This window comes from Pseudooctadecabacter jejudonensis, from assembly GCF_900172275.1.
GTDB classification, from domain to species: Bacteria; Pseudomonadota; Alphaproteobacteria; order Rhodobacterales; family Rhodobacteraceae; genus Octadecabacter; species Octadecabacter jejudonensis.
In genome coordinates this window covers 23,084-38,601 of record NZ_FWFT01000002.1, presented here as the reverse complement: position 1 = coordinate 38,601, position 15,518 = coordinate 23,084, and the positions used below count along the sequence as shown (strand labels likewise).

The window sequence follows — 15,518 nt, the reverse complement described above, 5'->3', positions numbered from 1 at the left end:
TTAGTTTCCTTCGATGGTAAGCGCGTCATTCACGAGCGCGTCTTGCTGTGCTTTGTGCTGGGAGGCGAGGCCGGTCGCAGGGGAGGCTGCGGCCGCGCGTCCGGCGTAGGAGGGGCGGGTGTGTTTTGCGCCGATGCGGGTCAGGACCCATTCGATGTTCGGTTCGATGAACGACCATGCGCCCTGGTTTTTGGGTTCTTCCTGGCACCAGACCATTTCGGCCTGTGGGAAACGTTCCAATTCCTTGACCGCCGATTGGGCGGGGAAGGGGTAGAACTGTTCAAACCGCATGAGATAGACATCGTCGATGCCGCGCGCGTCACGTTCTTCGAGAAGGTCGTAGTAGACCTTACCGGAACACATGACGACGCGTTTGATCTTGTCGTCGGCCACCAGTTTGGTGTCGGAATTGCCGTATTGCGCGTCATCCCACAGGACGCGGTGGAAGGACGATCCGGTTTGGAATTCTTCCGCCTTGCTGACGGCCATCTTGTGGCGCAGCAGGGATTTTGGCGTCATCATGATGAGCGGTTTGCGGTAGCTGCGGTGCAGCTGGCGGCGCAGAATGTGGAAGTAGTTGGCGGGCGTGGTGCAGTTGGCCACGATCCAGTTGTCGCCGCCGCACATGGTCAGGAACCGTTCCAGACGTGCGCTGGAGTGTTCGGGGCCTTGGCCTTCGTAGCCGTGGGGCAGAAGGCAGACGAGGCCGGACATCCGCAGCCATTTGCTTTCGCCTGAGCTGATGAACTGGTCGAACATGATTTGCGCGCCGTTGGCGAAGTCACCGAATTGCGCTTCCCACAGGGTCAGCGCATTGGGTTCGGCCAGCGAGTAGCCGTATTCAAAGCCCAGCACCGCGTATTCCGACAGCATGGAGTCGATGACCTCATACCGGGATTGGCCGTCGCGGATGTTGTTGAGGGGGTAGTAGCGGGTCTCGTCCTCTTGGTTGACGATGCCGGAGTGCCGTTGGGAGAATGTGCCGCGGGTGGAGTCCTGACCGGACAGACGCACGGGGTAGCCTTCGGTCAGCAGCGAGCCGAAGGCCAAGGCCTCACCGGTGGCCCAATCAAAGCCCGTCCCAGTTTCAAACATCTTTTTCTTGGCCTCAAGGATCCGGCCCACTGTTTTGTGGAGAGGATAGCCGTCGGGCACTGTGGTCAGGGCTTTGCCGACCTCGTCGAAGGTTTCTTTTTCAATGCCGGTCTTGCCGCGCTGGTATTTGTTTTTTTCGCGCTTATCGAGGTGGGACCATTTCCCATCCAGCCAGTCGGCCTTGTTGGGTTTGTAATCCTTGCCGGCCTCAAATTCTTCATTCAGGTGGGCCTGGAAGGCGGCCTTCATGTCTTCGATTTCGCCTTCGGGGATCAGCCCGTCACGCACCAGACGTTCGGTGTAAAGCGTCAGCGTGGTCTTTTGTTTTTTGATCTTTTTGTACATCACCGGATTGGTGAACATCGGCTCGTCGCCTTCGTTGTGGCCGAACCGACGGTAGCAAATGATGTCCAGAACCACGTCTTTGTGGAACTTCTGGCGGAATTCGGTGGCCACGCGGGCGGCGTGGACCACGGCCTCGGGGTCGTCGCCGTTCACGTGGAAGATCGGGGCCTCGACCATCAGGGCGATGTCCGTGGGGTAGGGGCTGGAGCGCGAGAAATGCGGCGCGGTGGTAAAGCCGATCTGGTTGTTGACCACGATGTGCATGGTGCCGCCGGTCTTGTGCCCCTTGAGGCCCGACAGGCCGAACCCTTCGGCGACGACGCCCTGACCTGCAAAGGCCGCGTCACCATGGAGCAGGATGCCCATGACCTTTGTGCGGTCTTCGTCATTGATTTGGTCTTGTTTGGCGCGGACTTTGCCCAGAACGACGGGGTTCACGGCCTCAAGGTGAGACGGGTTGGCTGTCAGCGACAGGTGGACATTGTTGCCGTCAAATTCACGGTCAGACGAGGCGCCGAGGTGGTATTTCACATCGCCGGAGCCGTCGACGTCTTCGGGTTTGAAGCTGCCGCCCTGAAATTCGTTGAAGATCGCCTTGTAGGGTTTCTGCATCACGTTGGCGAGGACAGAGAGGCGGCCGCGGTGGGGCATGCCGATCACGATGTCCTGCAGGCCCAACTGCCCGCCCCGTTTGATGATCTGTTCCATGGCGGGGATCAGCGCCTCACCCCCATCAAGGCCGAACCGTTTGGTGCCCATGTATTTGACGTGCAGGAATTTTTCAAAACCCTCACCTTGGACAAGGGAATTCAGGATGGCCTTGCGGCCTTCCTTGGTGAAGCTGATTTCCTTGTGCGCGCCCTCAATCCGTTCCTTGAGCCATGCGGCCTCTTCCGGGTTGGAAATGTGCATGTATTGAAGCGCGAAGGTGCCGCAATAGGTGCGTTTCACGATGGCGAGAATGTCGTTCATCGTCGCCATTTCCAGACCAAGGACGTTGTCGATAAAAATCGGACGGTCCATGTCGGCGGCGGTGAAGCCGTAAGAAGCGGGATCGAGTTCGGGGTGCGGGGTCTGGTCGCGCATGCCCAGCGGGTCAAGGTCAGCCACCAGATGGCCGCGGATGCGGTAGGCGCGGATGATCATCAGCGCGCGGATGCTGTCGAGGACCGCGGCCCGCACCTGTTCTTCGGAAATCTCGACGCCTTTTTCGGCGGCCTTTTCCTTGATCTTCTTGCCAGCGGCCTCGGGTTCAGCCGCCCATTGGCCGTCGAGGGCGGCCGTCAGATCGTCATTGGGCTGCGGGGGCCAATCGGTGCGGGCCCAAGAGGGGCCCGCGGCCTCCGCCTTGGCATCGCTCGGCGCATCGCCCAACGACCGGAAGAACGCTTGCCATTGTTCGTCCACAGCGCCGGGGTTGTCGGCGTAGCGGGCATACAGCTGTTCGATATATTCCGCATTGTGCCCCTGCATGAAGGAGGAGGCATGGAAGACGTCGTTGTTGGATTGGTCGGTCATGTAAGAACCTCTCGGCTGGCGCGCTGGGCGTCTTGCGGGTAAAGTGAGTAGCCGCCGATGTCGAACATCCAAGCGTAATGGCGGCGGATGATATCGGCGGTTTTTGTGTCGTAATAGGCGGCGACAGGCAGGGTGTCGGACGACCTGCGGCCGCGTTTGGTGGCGGCCAGCGCAAGGGTCGCAGGGGCGATGCCCCTATCGCGGGCGAAGAGATCAAGATCTTGGCGCAGGGTTTCCATCCGGAACCAACCGGTGATGATGTTCGTGCCATTGATATGGGTGCTGTGCAGGTCGAAATCACGAGGGGATCCAAAAAACCCAGCCTGTGTTTGGGCCGCGATGAAGGCGCGGAAGGCGTCGATCATGGTGCGGCCCTCGGTGTCGTCCTTGCGGCGCGACCAATAAAACCACGACACGGCTTTGTCGAAAGGATTGCGCAGCACCGCGATGCGGTCATAAGCGGCCCATAGGGCGTCGCCCAATTTGGCGCGCGTGGCAGCGGCGGACAGGTGGCCCCACCAGCCGGTGGTGTCGGTGGAGGCCGGTTTCATGCGTGCGCCGATGATGCCCACATCGCTGATCTGGGCGGGGCAGGCGTGTTGAGGCACATGGCCTGCGGGCGCGCAAAGCGGCTCCAGCGCCATTTCGGCGGAGGTGCCGGCCGTTTTGAACGTCTTGAGGTAGACGAAGGCGTGGGCGTGCGACACGAGAACCATCAGATGGCCCTCGCTGGCTGTGCGCCCATGCGCTCGTCTGCCCCAAAAGACATCACTTGCCGATCGCCTCAAGCACGGCCTCGCCCAGTGTCGCGGGGCTGTCGGCCACCACGATGCCAGCGGATTTCATCGCTTCGATCTTGGATTCCGCGTCGCCCTTGCCGCCTGCCACGATAGCACCGGCGTGGCCCATGCGACGTCCGGGAGGGGCGGTGCGGCCAGCGATGAAACCGGCGGTTGGTTTCCAACGACCTTTCTTCTTTTGCTCGGTCAGGAATTCGGCGGCCTCTTCCTCGGCGGAGCCGCCGATTTCACCGATCATGATGATCGATTGGGTTTCGTCGTCATCCAGGAACATGTCCAGCACGTCGATGTGTTCGGTGCCCTTGATCGGGTCGCCACCGATGCCCACGGCGGTGGACTGGCCCAGACCGCTGTCAGACGTCTGTTTCACCGCCTCATAGGTCAACGTACCGGAGCGGGACACGACGCCCACGGACCCACGTTTGTGGATGTGGCCGGGCATGATGCCGATTTTGCACGCATCCGGTGTGATCACGCCGGGGCAGTTCGGCCCGATCAGACGAGAGGCGGAGTTTTCAAGCGCGCGTTTGACGCGCATCATGTCGAGCACCGGAATGCCTTCGGTGATGCAGATGATCAGCTCCATCTCGGCATCAATCGCCTCAAGGATGGAATCCGCGGCGAAGGGGGGCGGCACGTAGATGACGGAGGCGTTGGCCTCGGTCACGTGCTTGGCCTCATGCACGGAGTTGAAGATCGGCAGGTCCAGATGGGTCTGCCCACCTTTGCCCGGTGTCACGCCGCCGACCATCTTGGTGCCGTAGGCGATGGCCTGTTCGGAGTGGAATGTCCCCTGCGAGCCGGTGAGGCCCTGACAGATGACGCGAGTGTTTTCGTTTACGAGAATGGCCATGATGGTGGCTCCTTAACTGTGGTGCGAGGCTTTACCTTCGCGAAATTTCTGACCCCGGGGCTCCGCCCGTGATTGTCTTGAGGCATCCGCTGGATGCCTCATCGGCTGCGCCGAACCGACAATCACCCTTTGACCGCCTTCACGATCTTCTGCGCGCCGTCCTTGAGGTCGTCGGCGGCGATCACATCAACGTCGGAGTTGTTGATGATGTCTTTGCCGGCTTCCACGTTCGTGCCCTCAAGGCGCACGACGAGGGGGACCTGCAGGCCGACCTCTTTCACGGCCGCGACCACGCCTTCGGCGATGACGTCACAGCGCATGATGCCGCCGAAGATGTTGACCAGAATGCCTTTGACGTTGGGATCGGACGTGATGATCTTGAACGCCTCGGTGACCTTTTCCTTGGTGGCGCCGCCACCCACGTCGAGGAAGTTTGCAGGTTCCGCGCCATACAGCTTGATGATGTCCATCGTCGCCATGGCAAGGCCCGCACCGTTGACCATGCAGCCGATTTCGCCGTCGAGTGCGATATAGTTCAGGTCGTATTTGGAGGCGGCGAGTTCCTTTGGATCCTCTTCCGTTTCATCGCGCAGGGCGGCGATATCTGTGTGGCGGTAGACGGCGTTGCCGTCAAAGGCGACCTTGGCATCGAGTACTTTCAGATCGCCCTTGTCGGTCACGATCAGGGGGTTGATCTCAAGCATTTCCATGTCTTTTTCGGTGAACGCTTTGTAAAGCTGGCCCATCAGTTTGACGCATTGCTTGACCTGCTGGCCTTCAAGTCCGAGGGCAAAAGCCACGCGGCGGCCATGGTAGGGCTGGTATCCCGTGGCGGGATCAACGGTGAAGTTCAGGATCTTTTCGGGGGTGGCCTCAGCCACTTCTTCGATGTCCATGCCGCCTTCGGTGGAGCAGACAAAACCGATGCGCGATGTGGCGCGGTCCACCAGCAGGGCCAGATACATTTCCGTTTCAATGCCGGAACCGTCTTCGATGTAGATGCGGTTGACTTGCTTGCCCGCCGGACCGGTCTGGTGGGTCACAAGGGTGCGGCCCAGCATCTTTTTGGCCTCTTCTGCGGCCTCTTCCACCGATTTGGTCAGGCGCACGCCGCCTGCGTCGCCCGCGTCGGCCTCTTTGAATTTGCCTTTGCCGCGACCGCCTGCGTGGATCTGGGCCTTGACCACCCAAAGGGGGCCATCAAGTTCACCTGCAGCGGTTTTCGCGTCCTCGGCCTTCAGCACGGCGCGGCCGTCGCTGACGGGGGCGCCGAATTGCGCGAGCAGGGCTTTGGCCTGATATTCGTGGATGTTCATAGAGCCGTCCTTCGGTCTGATAAGCGTTAGAACCGCTATAGACCCGTGAAGAGGCGTCTCTAAATGACTTTTTTGGTGTGACTGCGGAAAAAGCGACATTTGTGATCACACTTGAAAATTGTGTGATCACAAATGTGCACTTGTTAATGGATGTTAGGGATAACAGGGATTTAAAGAGGAATCACAAGCTGTGTGGCGCGGGATCATTCACGCGTTTGTCTGAACCAAAGGTCCGCACCGTCGCCCAAAACGACAAAAAGCCGCGTGGCCGGTCATTGGGCCACGCGGCTTTTCAAATGTCGGATCGTCCGTTTAGCGCGGGATCACCTGCTGCTGCGGACCGCAGCGCATTGGATAACGCGGGCTGACTTCGGTGCCGATATTCGGACAGGCAGTCGCACCCGTGCGCAAGAACGACACGTCGTTGCCATTGTCCAAGAAGACAGAGTTGTTGCCGGTCGGCGCACAGGCAGACAAAGCCACACCAACGGCCAAAAGACCAAAAATACGTTTCATAACATCCCCCAAGGATTGATGCGCGATCTGCGCGATGACACAATTTTAACAAAATTCAGGGGATTGAGTCACGCAGATTGGTGCAACTTGCGCTTTTGGCCGACTGAAGACGGTTAATTGTTTCTTAACGTGGGACAATGGCACAAAAAAAGGCGCCCTTGTCACAAGAGCGCCTTTGTTTGGTCTTGATTCAGATCAGGCGAGGGACGAATCGATGCCTTTGCAGGCGTCCACGAGACCTTTGACAGCAGCGACAGACGTGTCGAACATCTCTTGCTCGTCTTTGTTGAGCTTGATGTTGACGATCCGCTCAACGCCGCCAGCACCGATCACTGTGGGCACGCCGACGTACATGTCCTTGACGCCCAGATCGCCGTCACAATAGGCGGCACAGGGCAGGACGCGTTTTTGATCCTTGAGGAACGCCTCGGCCATTTCAATGGCGGAGGTCGCAGGCGCATAGTAGGCGGAGCCGGTTTTCAGCAGGCCCACGATTTCCGCGCCGCCGTCACGGGTGCGCTGCACCATCGCGTCGAGCTTTTCTTGTGTCGTCCAGCCCATGTCGATCAGATCAGGCAGCGGGATGCCCGCGACAGTGGAATAGCGCACAGACGGCACCATCGTGTCACCGTGGCCGCCCAGCACAAAGGCCGTCACGTCGCGCATGGAGACGTTGAATTCCTCAGCCAAGAAATGGCGGAAACGTGCAGAGTCGAGAACACCCGCCATGCCGCAGACCATGTTGTGGGGCAGGCCGGAGAATTCGCGCAAAGCCCAGACCATCGCATCAAGCGGATTGGTGATGCAGATGACAAAGGCGTTTGGCGCATGGGCCGCGATGCCTTCGCCCACGGATTTCATGACCTTGAGGTTGATGCCCAGCAGGTCGTCGCGGGACATGCCCGGCTTACGTGCGACACCGGCGGTGACGATGCACACGTCGGCGCCTGCGATGTCCTCATAGGACTGGGTGCCGGACATGGCCGCGTCGAACCCTTCGGAGGGGCCGGATTCAGCGATGTCGAGGGCTTTGCCTTCGGGCAGGCCTTCGGAGATGTCAAACAGCACCACGTCGCCAAGCTCTTTCACAGCTGCGAGGTGGGCAAGGGTGCCGCCGATGTTACCGGCGCCGATCAGGGCGATCTTGGGTCTGGCCATGTTCAATGGATCCTTTGTCCGTTCGTGAGTGATCGGCGCAAGGGGTAGTCTTTTGATGCGCATCGCGCAAGAGTGCTGCGGCGCGGCATCCCTCAGGGCTTTGTTTGTATGGGATTGTTTGCGTTCACGGCACGGGCACCCTAGGCAGTTGCATGAGGGATTTGCGCGATATCCGGCGATTCCCGTGTGGAGAGGGGGCAGGGTTTGGACGGTTCCACATTTTGGATTTTGGCGCTGGTTGCGGCGTTCTGCGTGGGGCTGTCGAAGGGCGGCGCGCCTGCGTTCGGGGCGTTGGCGGTGCCGATCTTGTCCCTGACCATCTCACCTTTGGTGGCGGCGGGGCTGCTGTTGCCGGTGTTCGTTTTTTCCGACGTCTTCGGGATCTGGACCTATCGGAAATACATCCACCTTGGGGTGTTGAAGGTCGCGGTGTTCGGGATCTTGGTGGGAACGGCGGTGGGCTGGGCCACGGCCAGCATTGTGACCGAAGACCACGTGCGGGTGCTGATCGGGGTGATTGGTTTGGCGTTTTCGCTGAATTACATCTTGCGCAGCAAACCCGGTGACGCGGCGCGGCCGATCACATGGGGGCGGGGCCTGCTGTGGACGTCTGTTGCGGGGTTCACCAGTTTCGTCAGCCATTCCGGCGCGCCGCCCTGGCAGGTTTGGACGTTGCCGTTGAAGTTGCCCAAAATGGTGTTTGCGGGCACGTCCACGGCGGGATTTGCCATTATGAACGCCCTCAAAATCATACCGTATTGGCATTTGGGGCAGTTGCAGCTGCAAAGTTTGTGGATCACCGCGGTGCTGTTTTTGCCCGCGCTGGGCGGTGTCTGGGTGGCCTACCGGCTGATCAAGGTGCTGCCCGACCGCGTGTTTTATGCGGTCGTGACATGGATGTTGCTGGCCGTGTCGATCAAGCTGATCTGGGACGGCTTGGGTGGATTGTGGGCTTAGGCGCCTTGATCGGTATTTGGCAGGTCCTCATAGAGGTTTTGATACGCCTGACCGGAGGCCACCAGACAGGTCGGCCCGCCGGGCGCTGTCACGGTGATGGTCCAGGTGCCCGTCTCAAGGGAGGCGAAGACCTCGACCACTGTGTTGTCCGCGCCCATGCCGATGGACTGTCGGGATTCGCCGTACCCCGATGCAAGTCGTTCGACGACTTGGGCATGATCACCGCAGTTGCGGGTTTGGGCCTGGGTTTGAGTGGGCGCCGCGCCCGCGATCAGGGCCAGTGCGGCGGTGGCCGCGAGTGATGTCAGGGTTTTGTGCATTGGTCTCTCCTTCAGGGGGCAACCAATGTGGGGTGGCTGCGTGTGTGATGGGCTTTCCGTCTGTGACCAATCATGGACGATAACCGTTTGAGATAAGGTTAACGCGACCGTTCGGTGGTGTTGCGTGGCGCCAGCCCGGGGGGGTGGTACGCTGCGTTGCGGCATTTTTGCCTTGCAAGATGCGAAATAATCTGGCCCATGTGGCGCAAGATAATTACCTGTTGGAGGTCTCCTCATGTCCCGCCCTTATCGTTCCGCCCTCTATATCCCCGGATCCAAAGTGCGTGCGCTGGACAAGGCGCGGGGCTTGCCTGTCGATGTGATCCTGTTTGATCTGGAGGACGCGGTGGCGCCGGATGAAAAGATCACCGCGCGTGACACACTGGCCGAGGAGCTGGGCAAAGGCGGATATGGCAACCGGTTGCGCGTGGTGCGGATCAATGGGTTGGACACCCAGTGGGGTGAGGCCGACGCGCGCGCGGCGGACGCGATGGCATGTGACGCGGTGCTTCTGCCCAAGGTGAACGGCGTGGCGGACGTGGATGCGCTGGCGCGTCTGACGGGCAAGCCGATTTGGGCCATGATGGAGACGCCGCTGGGGGTGCTGAATGCGGCCGAGATCGCGGCACACCCGCAGATTGAGGGGGTCGTTCTGGGCACCAATGATCTGGCCAAGGATCTGAACACCCGCCACCGCGCGGACCGTGAGCCGCTGATCACGTCGTTGCAGCTGTGCCTGCTGGCCGCGCGCGCCCACGGCGTGGTGGCTGTGGATGGCGTTTACAATGCGTTCAAGGACGAAGAGGGGTTCAAGGTGGAATGCGAACAGGGCCGCGACATGGGTTTTGATGGCAAGACACTGATCCATCCCGCGCAGGTGGCCGCCGCGAACGCCGCATTCGCGCCGACCGCGGCGGAAATCGATCTGGCGGAGCGCCAGATCGCCGCCTTTGCCGAGGCCGAGGCCGCAGGGAAGGGGGTTGCCGTCGTAGACGGCAAGATCGTTGAGAACTTGCACATCGTCACCGCGCGGGCGACCTTGGCCAAAGCAAAGGCAATCGCGGCATTGGAGGCGGAATGACACTTATACTACTTGGGCTGGCCCTGTGGGCGGGCGCGCATTTTTGGAAACGGGTGGCGCCGGCGCATCGCGCGACCTTTGGGGACACTGGCAAGGGCATCGTGGCGGGGGCGTCTGTGTTGGCGATTGTGCTGATGGTGCTTGGCTATCGCCTTGCTGATGGGGCGGTCTATTGGGGGCGTGGCAACGGGCTGATGTGGTTGAACAACCTGGCTATGGTGCTGGCGTTCTATCTGTTTGCCGCATCGGGCAAGGGCACGCGGGTCACGCGCATGGTGCGGCATCCGCAGCTGACGGCGGTGGTCGTCTGGGCTGTGGCGCATCTGTTGGTGAACGGGGACACCGCATCTTTCGTGCTGTTCGGCGGCATGGGCCTTTGGGCGCTGGCGGAAATGGTTTTGATCAACCGCGCACAGGGCCCGCGCGGGGCTTATCATGCGCCGCCCTTGAAATCTGAGGTCATCTCCGTGGTCGCAACCCTCGTCGTGACTGTCATCGTCATGCTTATTCATCACTGGTTGGGGGTCACGCCATGGGGGTAATTTATCGATTTTTGACAGAGGACGACACGTCGGCCTTTTGCCACAAGGTGTCTGAGGCGCTGGCCAAGGGGTGGGTGCTGCATGGCGACCCGCAATACACGTTTGATCATGCCAACGGCGTGCTGCGCTGCGGGCAGGCTGTGACAAAAGAGATCGAGGCAGAGTATGCGCCCGACATGAAGCTGGGACAGCAATAATGACCAAGACAAACGCCGGTTATTTCTTTGAGGATTATCAGGTGGGCCAGGTGTTCCGCCACGGCCCCCTGCGCAATGTGGAGGAGGGGGAGCGCGCTCTCTATCAGGCGCTATACCCGACCCGCTTTGCGGTCGCTGTGTCGGATCCGGTGGCCATGGCGTTGGGCCTTGAGGGCGCGCCTTTGGATGACATGATCGTCTTTCACAAGGTGTTTGGCGCGACGGTGCCGGATATATCGCTGAACGCGGTGGCCAATCTGGGTTATGCGGATTTGCGGTGGCTGAAACGGGTGCCGCCCGGGTCCGCGTTGGAGGCTGTGACGCGGGTGATCGGGCTCAAGCAAAACTCCAACGGCAAGACGGGGATCGTCTGGGTGCAGACCGTGGGGTTGGATGCGCAGGGCGATGAGGTGCTGACCTTCGTGCGCTGGGTTATGGTGCGCAAACGCGACGTGGACGCGCCCGCCCCTGAGACGGTGGTGCCGGATTTGCCCGAGGCGGTGCCTGCGGCGGACCTGCATGTGCCCGAGGGCCTCGATTTCACCCATTGGGATAAGGTCGGCGTGCGGGCACCGCATCGCTGGGGCGATTATGCTGTGGGGGAGGTGATCGACCATGTTGATGGTGTGACGCTTTCTGAGGCGGAGCACATGATGGCCACGCGGCTGTGGCAGAACACGGCCAAGGTGCACTACGACGTGACATCGCGCCCCGATGGGCGGCGGCTGATCTATGGCGGACACATCATTTCCATGGCCCGCGCGCTGTCGTTCAACGGGCTTGAAGGGGCGGAGTTTATGGCCGCCATCAACGCGGGCGCCCATGCGAACCCTGCGTTTTCCGGCGACACCCTGCGCGCCTGGTCCGAGGTGTTGGAAAAGGCGGAGACGGATGTGCCGGGGGTTGGCGCGCTGCGGCTGCGGCTGGTGGCGACCAAAGGCGGTGAGGCTGGCGCGCTGAAGGGGGAGGACGGCAAGTACCTGCCCGATGTTCTGCTGGACCTCGATTATTGGGCGTTGATGCCGATCTGATCCATCTGTGATTTGGTGCACGGCGGCTTGCAGGTTAGGCTGGCCCGATGAAAGGTGTTCTGACCGCTGCCGCCATAACCATCTGCGCTGCCCCCGCCACCGCGTGCGAGGTCGCGTTGATGCTGGCCGTAGATGTGTCGGGTTCGGTGGATGGTAGCGAATACCGCACGCAGATGGACGGGTTGGCCGCAGGGCTGACGGACCGCGCCGTCCTGGGCGCGCTGGTCGAGGGGAATGTCCAACTGGCGCTGATGCAATGGACGGGGACGGGGCGGCAAACGGTTGTGATCAACTGGACGCAGATGAACAGCCCCGATGACGTTTATGCCTTCGCGTTTGAGATCGCGACCGTGCCGCGGTTGTGGCGGGATTTTTCCACCGCGATCGGGGAGGCGATGCAGCTGGCGCTGCCGTATTTTGCACTGGTGGATGAGTGCGAACGCCATGTCATCGACATCTCGGGCGATGGGATCAGCAATGAGGGCAGCTTTCCCACTGATCATTGGCCCGCCCTTGCGGCGGCGGAGGTCACGGTGAACGCGCTGGTGATCGAGGACACGGGGTTCGATCTCACCGGCTGGTTTGAGGAAAACGTGATCACCGGTCCGGGGGCTTTTGCCGTCACCGCGAATGGGTTTGACGAATACCCCGATCAGATCATTCGTAAACTCTACCGCGAATTGACTCAGTCGATTGCACGAAACAACTAAGCCCCGTGGAGTTGCGATTTTTGTGATCACGCCGTTTCAATGTGTGATCACAAACACAATAAAATGAACAAACCGCGTCAAGAATCCGCACCTGTTGGCGCTCACGTGCCGTGACACGGTGGGGATTTGCGTTAAAAGAATAGCAACATTTGTCGCGGCATAGCTGCTGCGTCCAAGCTAAGGGAACCGATATGGCCGACGTGAATCGGGGCAACCGCCCCCTGTCTCCGCATTTGATGATCTACCGCCCGCAGTGGACGTCGATGTCGTCGATTTTTGTGCGCATCACGGGGATCGGACTTTTGCTGGGGTCGATTTTGGTGGTGTGGTGGCTGATTGCTGCGGCGACGTCCGAAAGCGCCTTTGGCTTTATCGACGGGCTGTTGCGCAGCTGGTTTGGCGACCTGATCATGGCGCTGGCGACATGGGCCTTGTTCTACCACATGTTTGGGCGCCTCCGGCACGTGATCTGGGATTTCGGCTATATGCTGGACGTGGATAAGTCCGAGTTGTTTGCCAAGGCGATGGTCCTGATTTCATTCCTGCTGACGGCGTTTGTCGTCATCGTACTGTAAGGGGGGGGTGGACAATGGCATATTTGACCGACCGTAAACGCGCCGAGGGCCTTGGGTCTGCGAAATCGGGCACCAAGCATTTCTGGAAAATGATTGGCAGTTCGATCGCACTGCAAGTGATGATCCCGTTGTTTGTGTTCACCTTTGGCATGGGCCTGGGCGGCACATTCGAAGAGGTTCAGGCCTATTTCAGCAAACCGCTGCCCGTTATTATCATGGCGGCCTCACTGATTGTGTTGATTTCCCACTTCACCGCCGAAGCGGCTGAGGCGGTTGAGGATTACATGCACGGGATGGCCGAAAAACTGACGCTGCTGGGGTTGAACGCCCTGGCCTATACTTTGATCGCTGTTGGCCTGTTCGCACTGGCCCGCATGGCGCTTTGACCAGATAGGATATCTGACACATGGCTTCTTACGAATACGAGACGCATGATTATGACGTCGTGGTAGTGGGTGCAGGTGGTGCAGGGTTGCGTGCAACCTTGGGCATGGCCGAACAGGGGCTGCGGACGGCCTGTATTTCCAAGGTGTTCCCGACGCGGTCGCATACGGTTGCGGCGCAGGGGGGCATTGCCGCGTCGCTGGGCAACATGGGCCCCGACAGCTGGCAATGGCACATGTACGACACTGTCAAAGGGTCGGATTGGCTGGGCGACACGGACGCGATGGAATACCTCGCCCGTGAGGCCCCCAAGGCAGTGTATGAATTGGAGCACTACGGCGTGCCGTTTTCGCGCACTGAAGAAGGCAAGATTTACCAGCGTCCCTTTGGTGGCCACACGACCGAGTTTGGCGAAGGCCCCGCCGTGCAGCGGACCTGTGCCGCCGCCGACCGGACCGGCCACGCGATTCTGCACACGCTGTATGGGCAATCCCTGAAACAGCAGGCGGAATTCTACATCGAATATTTCGCGATCGATCTGATCATGTCGGACGATGGGGTCTGCACCGGCGTTGTCTGCTGGAAGCTGGACGATGGCACGATGCATGTGTTCAACGCCAAGATGGTCGTTTTAGCTACAGGTGGCTATGGCCGCGCCTATTTCTCCGCGACGTCCGCGCACACCTGTACGGGGGACGGTGGCGGTATGGTGGCCCGCGCTGGGCTGCCGCTGCAGGACATGGAATTTGTGCAGTTCCACCCGACGGGCATCTATGGGTCGGGCTGTCTGATCACCGAAGGCGCACGGGGTGAGGGCGGCTATCTGACCAACTCCGAAGGGGAGCGTTTCATGGAACGTTATGCCCCCAACTATAAAGATCTGGCGCCGCGCGACTATGTCTCCCGCTGTATGACCATGGAAATCCGCGAAGGGCGCGGTGTGGGATCCAACGGGGATCACATTCACCTGAACCTCAACCATCTGCCGGCGGAGGCTTTGGCCGAACGTCTGCCCGGCATCTCGGAAAGCGCCAAGATTTTTGCGGGCGTCGATGTGACGAAGGAGCCGATCCCCGTGCTGCCGACGGTGCACTACAACATGGGCGGTATTCCGACGAACTACTACGGCGAAGTGTTGTCCCCGACCGAAGACGATCCGAACCGGATCGTGCCCGGCCTGATGGCCGTGGGCGAAGCGGGCTGTGCGTCTGTGCATGGGGCGAACCGCCTTGGGTCAAACAGCCTTATCGACCTTGTCGTCTTCGGCCGCGCGGCGGCGATCCGCGCGGGCGATGTGGTGGACCGCGGGGCCGCGATTCCGTCGACCAACGCGGCCTCTGTCGATAAGGCGTTTGACCGTTTTGACGGGCTGCGCCACGCGGATGGTGGCGTGACGACCGCTGATCTGCGGTTGGAAATGCAAAAGGCGATGCAGGAAGACGCTGCCGTGTTCCGTACCGACAAAACGCTGAAAGAGGGCGTTGAAAAGATGACCGCCATTGCGGGCAAGGAACGTGATCTGAAGGTCACCGACCGCAGCCTTGTGTGGAATTCCGACCTTATGGAAACGCTTGAGTTGACGAACCTGCTGCCCAACGCGCTGGCCACGGTGGCCGGAGCCGAGGCGCGCAAGGAAAGCCGCGGCGCCCACGCCCATGAGGATTACACGACGCGTGACGACGAGACCTGGCGGGTGCATACCATTTCCCACGTCGATGGCGCGGATGTGACGCTTAGCTATCGTCCTGTGGTCACTGACCCGCTGACGACCGAGGCCGAAGGCGGCATTGAGATGAAGCGCATCGCCCCGAAAGAGCGCACATTCTGATGTGGCGCGCAGCCCCTGTCCTGCTGGTCCTCGCGGCCTGCACCCCCCAACCGGTTGATCCGGTGCGGGCGGCGGAAATTTGCGAAGACCGGGCGCGGGCCGCGCAAGGTCCGACGGGCCGTGTTACAGTGGGCACCAATAGCAGAACGGGCGGCTTTGGTGGCGTTCAAGTGGGGGTGTCGTCCGATTTCCTCGCTGGTCGTGACCCGCTTGAGGTCTATACCGAATGCGTTCGAGACCGCACCGGTGCGGACCCTATTCGCCCACCCGTGCTGCGCTGACTTGAATTGGA

At 60.5% G+C, this 15,518-nt stretch carries 17 protein-coding genes; 10 read left to right on the top strand and 7 right to left on the bottom strand.

All coding sequences use genetic code 11. From position 1 onward, the window contains the following. The 6 genes from PSJ8397_RS05230 to mdh all read right to left on the bottom strand — a co-directional run bounded on the left by PSJ8397_RS05230 (window position 1) and on the right by mdh (window position 7,601). Complete coding sequence (locus PSJ8397_RS05230; RefSeq protein ID WP_085863551.1) at window positions 1-2,958, bottom strand: 2-oxoglutarate dehydrogenase E1 component; 2,958 nt, start codon at window positions 2,956-2,958, stop codon at window positions 1-3. Continuing rightward, window positions 2,955-3,674 (bottom strand): hypothetical protein, encoded by a 720-nt coding sequence (locus PSJ8397_RS05225; RefSeq protein WP_085863550.1) that lies wholly within the window; start codon window positions 3,672-3,674, stop codon window positions 2,955-2,957. The genes PSJ8397_RS05230 and PSJ8397_RS05225 overlap by 4 nt, the downstream gene beginning before the upstream one ends. A 52-nt stretch (window positions 3,675-3,726) precedes the next feature. After that, window positions 3,727-4,611: a succinate--CoA ligase subunit alpha gene (gene sucD / locus PSJ8397_RS05220; protein WP_085863549.1), complete on the bottom strand. Its 885-nt coding sequence runs from the start codon at window positions 4,609-4,611 to the stop codon at window positions 3,727-3,729. Window positions 4,612-4,733: 122 nt separating this feature from the next. Beyond that, entirely contained in the window at window positions 4,734-5,927 is a 1,194-nt protein-coding gene (gene sucC, locus PSJ8397_RS05215) for an ADP-forming succinate--CoA ligase subunit beta (RefSeq protein ID WP_085863548.1), read from the bottom strand. A 312-nt stretch (window positions 5,928-6,239) separates the two neighbouring features. Next, complete coding sequence (locus tag PSJ8397_RS05210; protein ID WP_085863547.1) at window positions 6,240-6,443, bottom strand: hypothetical protein; 204 nt, start codon at window positions 6,441-6,443, stop codon at window positions 6,240-6,242. A 195-nt stretch (window positions 6,444-6,638) separates the two neighbouring features. Continuing rightward, a complete protein-coding gene (gene mdh, locus PSJ8397_RS05205) occupies window positions 6,639-7,601 on the bottom strand; it encodes a malate dehydrogenase (protein WP_085863546.1) in 963 nt (320 codons plus the stop codon). Window positions 7,602-7,805: 204 nt separating this feature from the next. On the opposite strand from mdh, the gene PSJ8397_RS05200 reads away from it, so the two are divergent. Continuing rightward, window positions 7,806-8,558, top strand: a complete 753-nt coding sequence (locus tag PSJ8397_RS05200) for a sulfite exporter TauE/SafE family protein (RefSeq protein ID WP_085863545.1) — start codon at window positions 7,806-7,808, stop codon at window positions 8,556-8,558. Here PSJ8397_RS05200 and PSJ8397_RS05195 read toward each other — a convergent pair. After that, window positions 8,555-8,878 carry a hypothetical protein gene (locus PSJ8397_RS05195; protein WP_085863544.1) on the bottom strand — a complete coding sequence of 108 codons (324 nt, stop codon included), beginning with the start codon at window positions 8,876-8,878 and terminating at the stop codon, window positions 8,555-8,557. The genes PSJ8397_RS05200 and PSJ8397_RS05195 overlap by 4 nt on opposite strands. Before the next feature lie 235 nt (window positions 8,879-9,113). On the opposite strand from PSJ8397_RS05195, the gene PSJ8397_RS05190 reads away from it, so the two are divergent. The 9 genes from PSJ8397_RS05190 to PSJ8397_RS05150 all read left to right on the top strand — a co-directional run bounded on the left by PSJ8397_RS05190 (window position 9,114) and on the right by PSJ8397_RS05150 (window position 15,507). Then, window positions 9,114-9,959: an HpcH/HpaI aldolase/citrate lyase family protein gene (locus PSJ8397_RS05190; RefSeq protein WP_085863543.1), complete on the top strand. Its 846-nt coding sequence runs from the start codon at window positions 9,114-9,116 to the stop codon at window positions 9,957-9,959. Further along, the gene (locus PSJ8397_RS05185) at window positions 9,956-10,501 is read left to right on the top strand and encodes an NnrU family protein (protein WP_085863542.1); all 546 of its coding nucleotides are present in this window, start codon (window positions 9,956-9,958) and stop codon (window positions 10,499-10,501) included. Before PSJ8397_RS05190 ends, PSJ8397_RS05185 begins: the two co-directional genes overlap by 4 nt. Beyond that, window positions 10,492-10,698 carry a DUF1737 domain-containing protein gene (locus PSJ8397_RS05180; protein ID WP_085863541.1) on the top strand — a complete coding sequence of 69 codons (207 nt, stop codon included), beginning with the start codon at window positions 10,492-10,494 and terminating at the stop codon, window positions 10,696-10,698. The genes PSJ8397_RS05185 and PSJ8397_RS05180 overlap by 10 nt, the downstream gene beginning before the upstream one ends. Next, a complete protein-coding gene (locus PSJ8397_RS05175) occupies window positions 10,698-11,729 on the top strand; it encodes a MaoC family dehydratase (RefSeq protein WP_085863540.1) in 1,032 nt (343 codons plus the stop codon). Before PSJ8397_RS05180 ends, PSJ8397_RS05175 begins: the two co-directional genes overlap by 1 nt. A gap of 47 nt (window positions 11,730-11,776) precedes the next feature. Continuing rightward, window positions 11,777-12,439, top strand: coding sequence for a DUF1194 domain-containing protein (locus PSJ8397_RS05170; RefSeq protein ID WP_085863539.1), 663 nt, complete (start codon window positions 11,777-11,779; stop codon window positions 12,437-12,439). Window positions 12,440-12,630: 191 nt separating this feature from the next. Next, entirely contained in the window at window positions 12,631-13,014 is a 384-nt protein-coding gene (gene sdhC, locus PSJ8397_RS05165) for a succinate dehydrogenase, cytochrome b556 subunit (protein ID WP_085863538.1), read from the top strand. A gap of 14 nt (window positions 13,015-13,028) precedes the next feature. Continuing rightward, window positions 13,029-13,400, top strand: a complete 372-nt coding sequence (locus PSJ8397_RS05160; RefSeq protein WP_085863537.1) for a succinate dehydrogenase, hydrophobic membrane anchor protein — start codon at window positions 13,029-13,031, stop codon at window positions 13,398-13,400. A 20-nt stretch (window positions 13,401-13,420) separates the two neighbouring features. Continuing rightward, window positions 13,421-15,226: a succinate dehydrogenase flavoprotein subunit gene (gene sdhA / locus PSJ8397_RS05155; protein WP_085863536.1), complete on the top strand. Its 1,806-nt coding sequence runs from the start codon at window positions 13,421-13,423 to the stop codon at window positions 15,224-15,226. Then, a complete protein-coding gene (locus PSJ8397_RS05150; RefSeq protein WP_085863535.1) occupies window positions 15,226-15,507 on the top strand; it encodes a hypothetical protein in 282 nt (93 codons plus the stop codon). Before sdhA ends, PSJ8397_RS05150 begins: the two co-directional genes overlap by 1 nt. The last annotated feature ends 11 nt before the right edge of the window (window positions 15,508-15,518 follow it).

Excerpts from the sequence above, each read along its gene's own strand:
- PSJ8397_RS05175 (WP_085863540.1), top strand. The coding sequence starts at position 10,698 with ATGACCAAGACAAACGCCGGTTATTTCTTTGAGGATTATCAGGTGGGC.
- PSJ8397_RS05150 (WP_085863535.1), top strand. The coding sequence starts at position 15,226 with ATGTGGCGCGCAGCCCCTGTCCTGCTGGTCCTCGCGGCCTGCACCCCC.
- PSJ8397_RS05190 (WP_085863543.1), top strand. The coding sequence starts at position 9,114 with ATGTCCCGCCCTTATCGTTCCGCCCTCTATATCCCCGGATCCAAAGTG.
- mdh (WP_085863546.1), bottom strand. The coding sequence starts at position 7,601 with ATGGCCAGACCCAAGATCGCCCTGATCGGCGCCGGTAACATCGGCGGC.
- sucC (WP_085863548.1), bottom strand. The coding sequence starts at position 5,927 with ATGAACATCCACGAATATCAGGCCAAAGCCCTGCTCGCGCAATTCGGC.
- PSJ8397_RS05230 (WP_085863551.1), bottom strand. The coding sequence starts at position 2,958 with ATGACCGACCAATCCAACAACGACGTCTTCCATGCCTCCTCCTTCATG.
- PSJ8397_RS05195 (WP_085863544.1), bottom strand. The coding sequence starts at position 8,878 with ATGCACAAAACCCTGACATCACTCGCGGCCACCGCCGCACTGGCCCTG.
- PSJ8397_RS05225 (WP_085863550.1), bottom strand. The coding sequence starts at position 3,674 with ATGGTTCTCGTGTCGCACGCCCACGCCTTCGTCTACCTCAAGACGTTC.
- PSJ8397_RS05180 (WP_085863541.1), top strand. The coding sequence starts at position 10,492 with ATGGGGGTAATTTATCGATTTTTGACAGAGGACGACACGTCGGCCTTT.
- PSJ8397_RS05210 (WP_085863547.1), bottom strand. The coding sequence starts at position 6,443 with ATGAAACGTATTTTTGGTCTTTTGGCCGTTGGTGTGGCTTTGTCTGCC.
- sdhC (WP_085863538.1), top strand. The coding sequence starts at position 12,631 with ATGGCCGACGTGAATCGGGGCAACCGCCCCCTGTCTCCGCATTTGATG.
- PSJ8397_RS05170 (WP_085863539.1), top strand. The coding sequence starts at position 11,777 with ATGAAAGGTGTTCTGACCGCTGCCGCCATAACCATCTGCGCTGCCCCC.
- sucD (WP_085863549.1), bottom strand. The coding sequence starts at position 4,611 with ATGGCCATTCTCGTAAACGAAAACACTCGCGTCATCTGTCAGGGCCTC.
- PSJ8397_RS05160 (WP_085863537.1), top strand. The coding sequence starts at position 13,029 with ATGGCATATTTGACCGACCGTAAACGCGCCGAGGGCCTTGGGTCTGCG.
- sdhA (WP_085863536.1), top strand. The coding sequence starts at position 13,421 with ATGGCTTCTTACGAATACGAGACGCATGATTATGACGTCGTGGTAGTG.
- PSJ8397_RS05185 (WP_085863542.1), top strand. The coding sequence starts at position 9,956 with ATGACACTTATACTACTTGGGCTGGCCCTGTGGGCGGGCGCGCATTTT.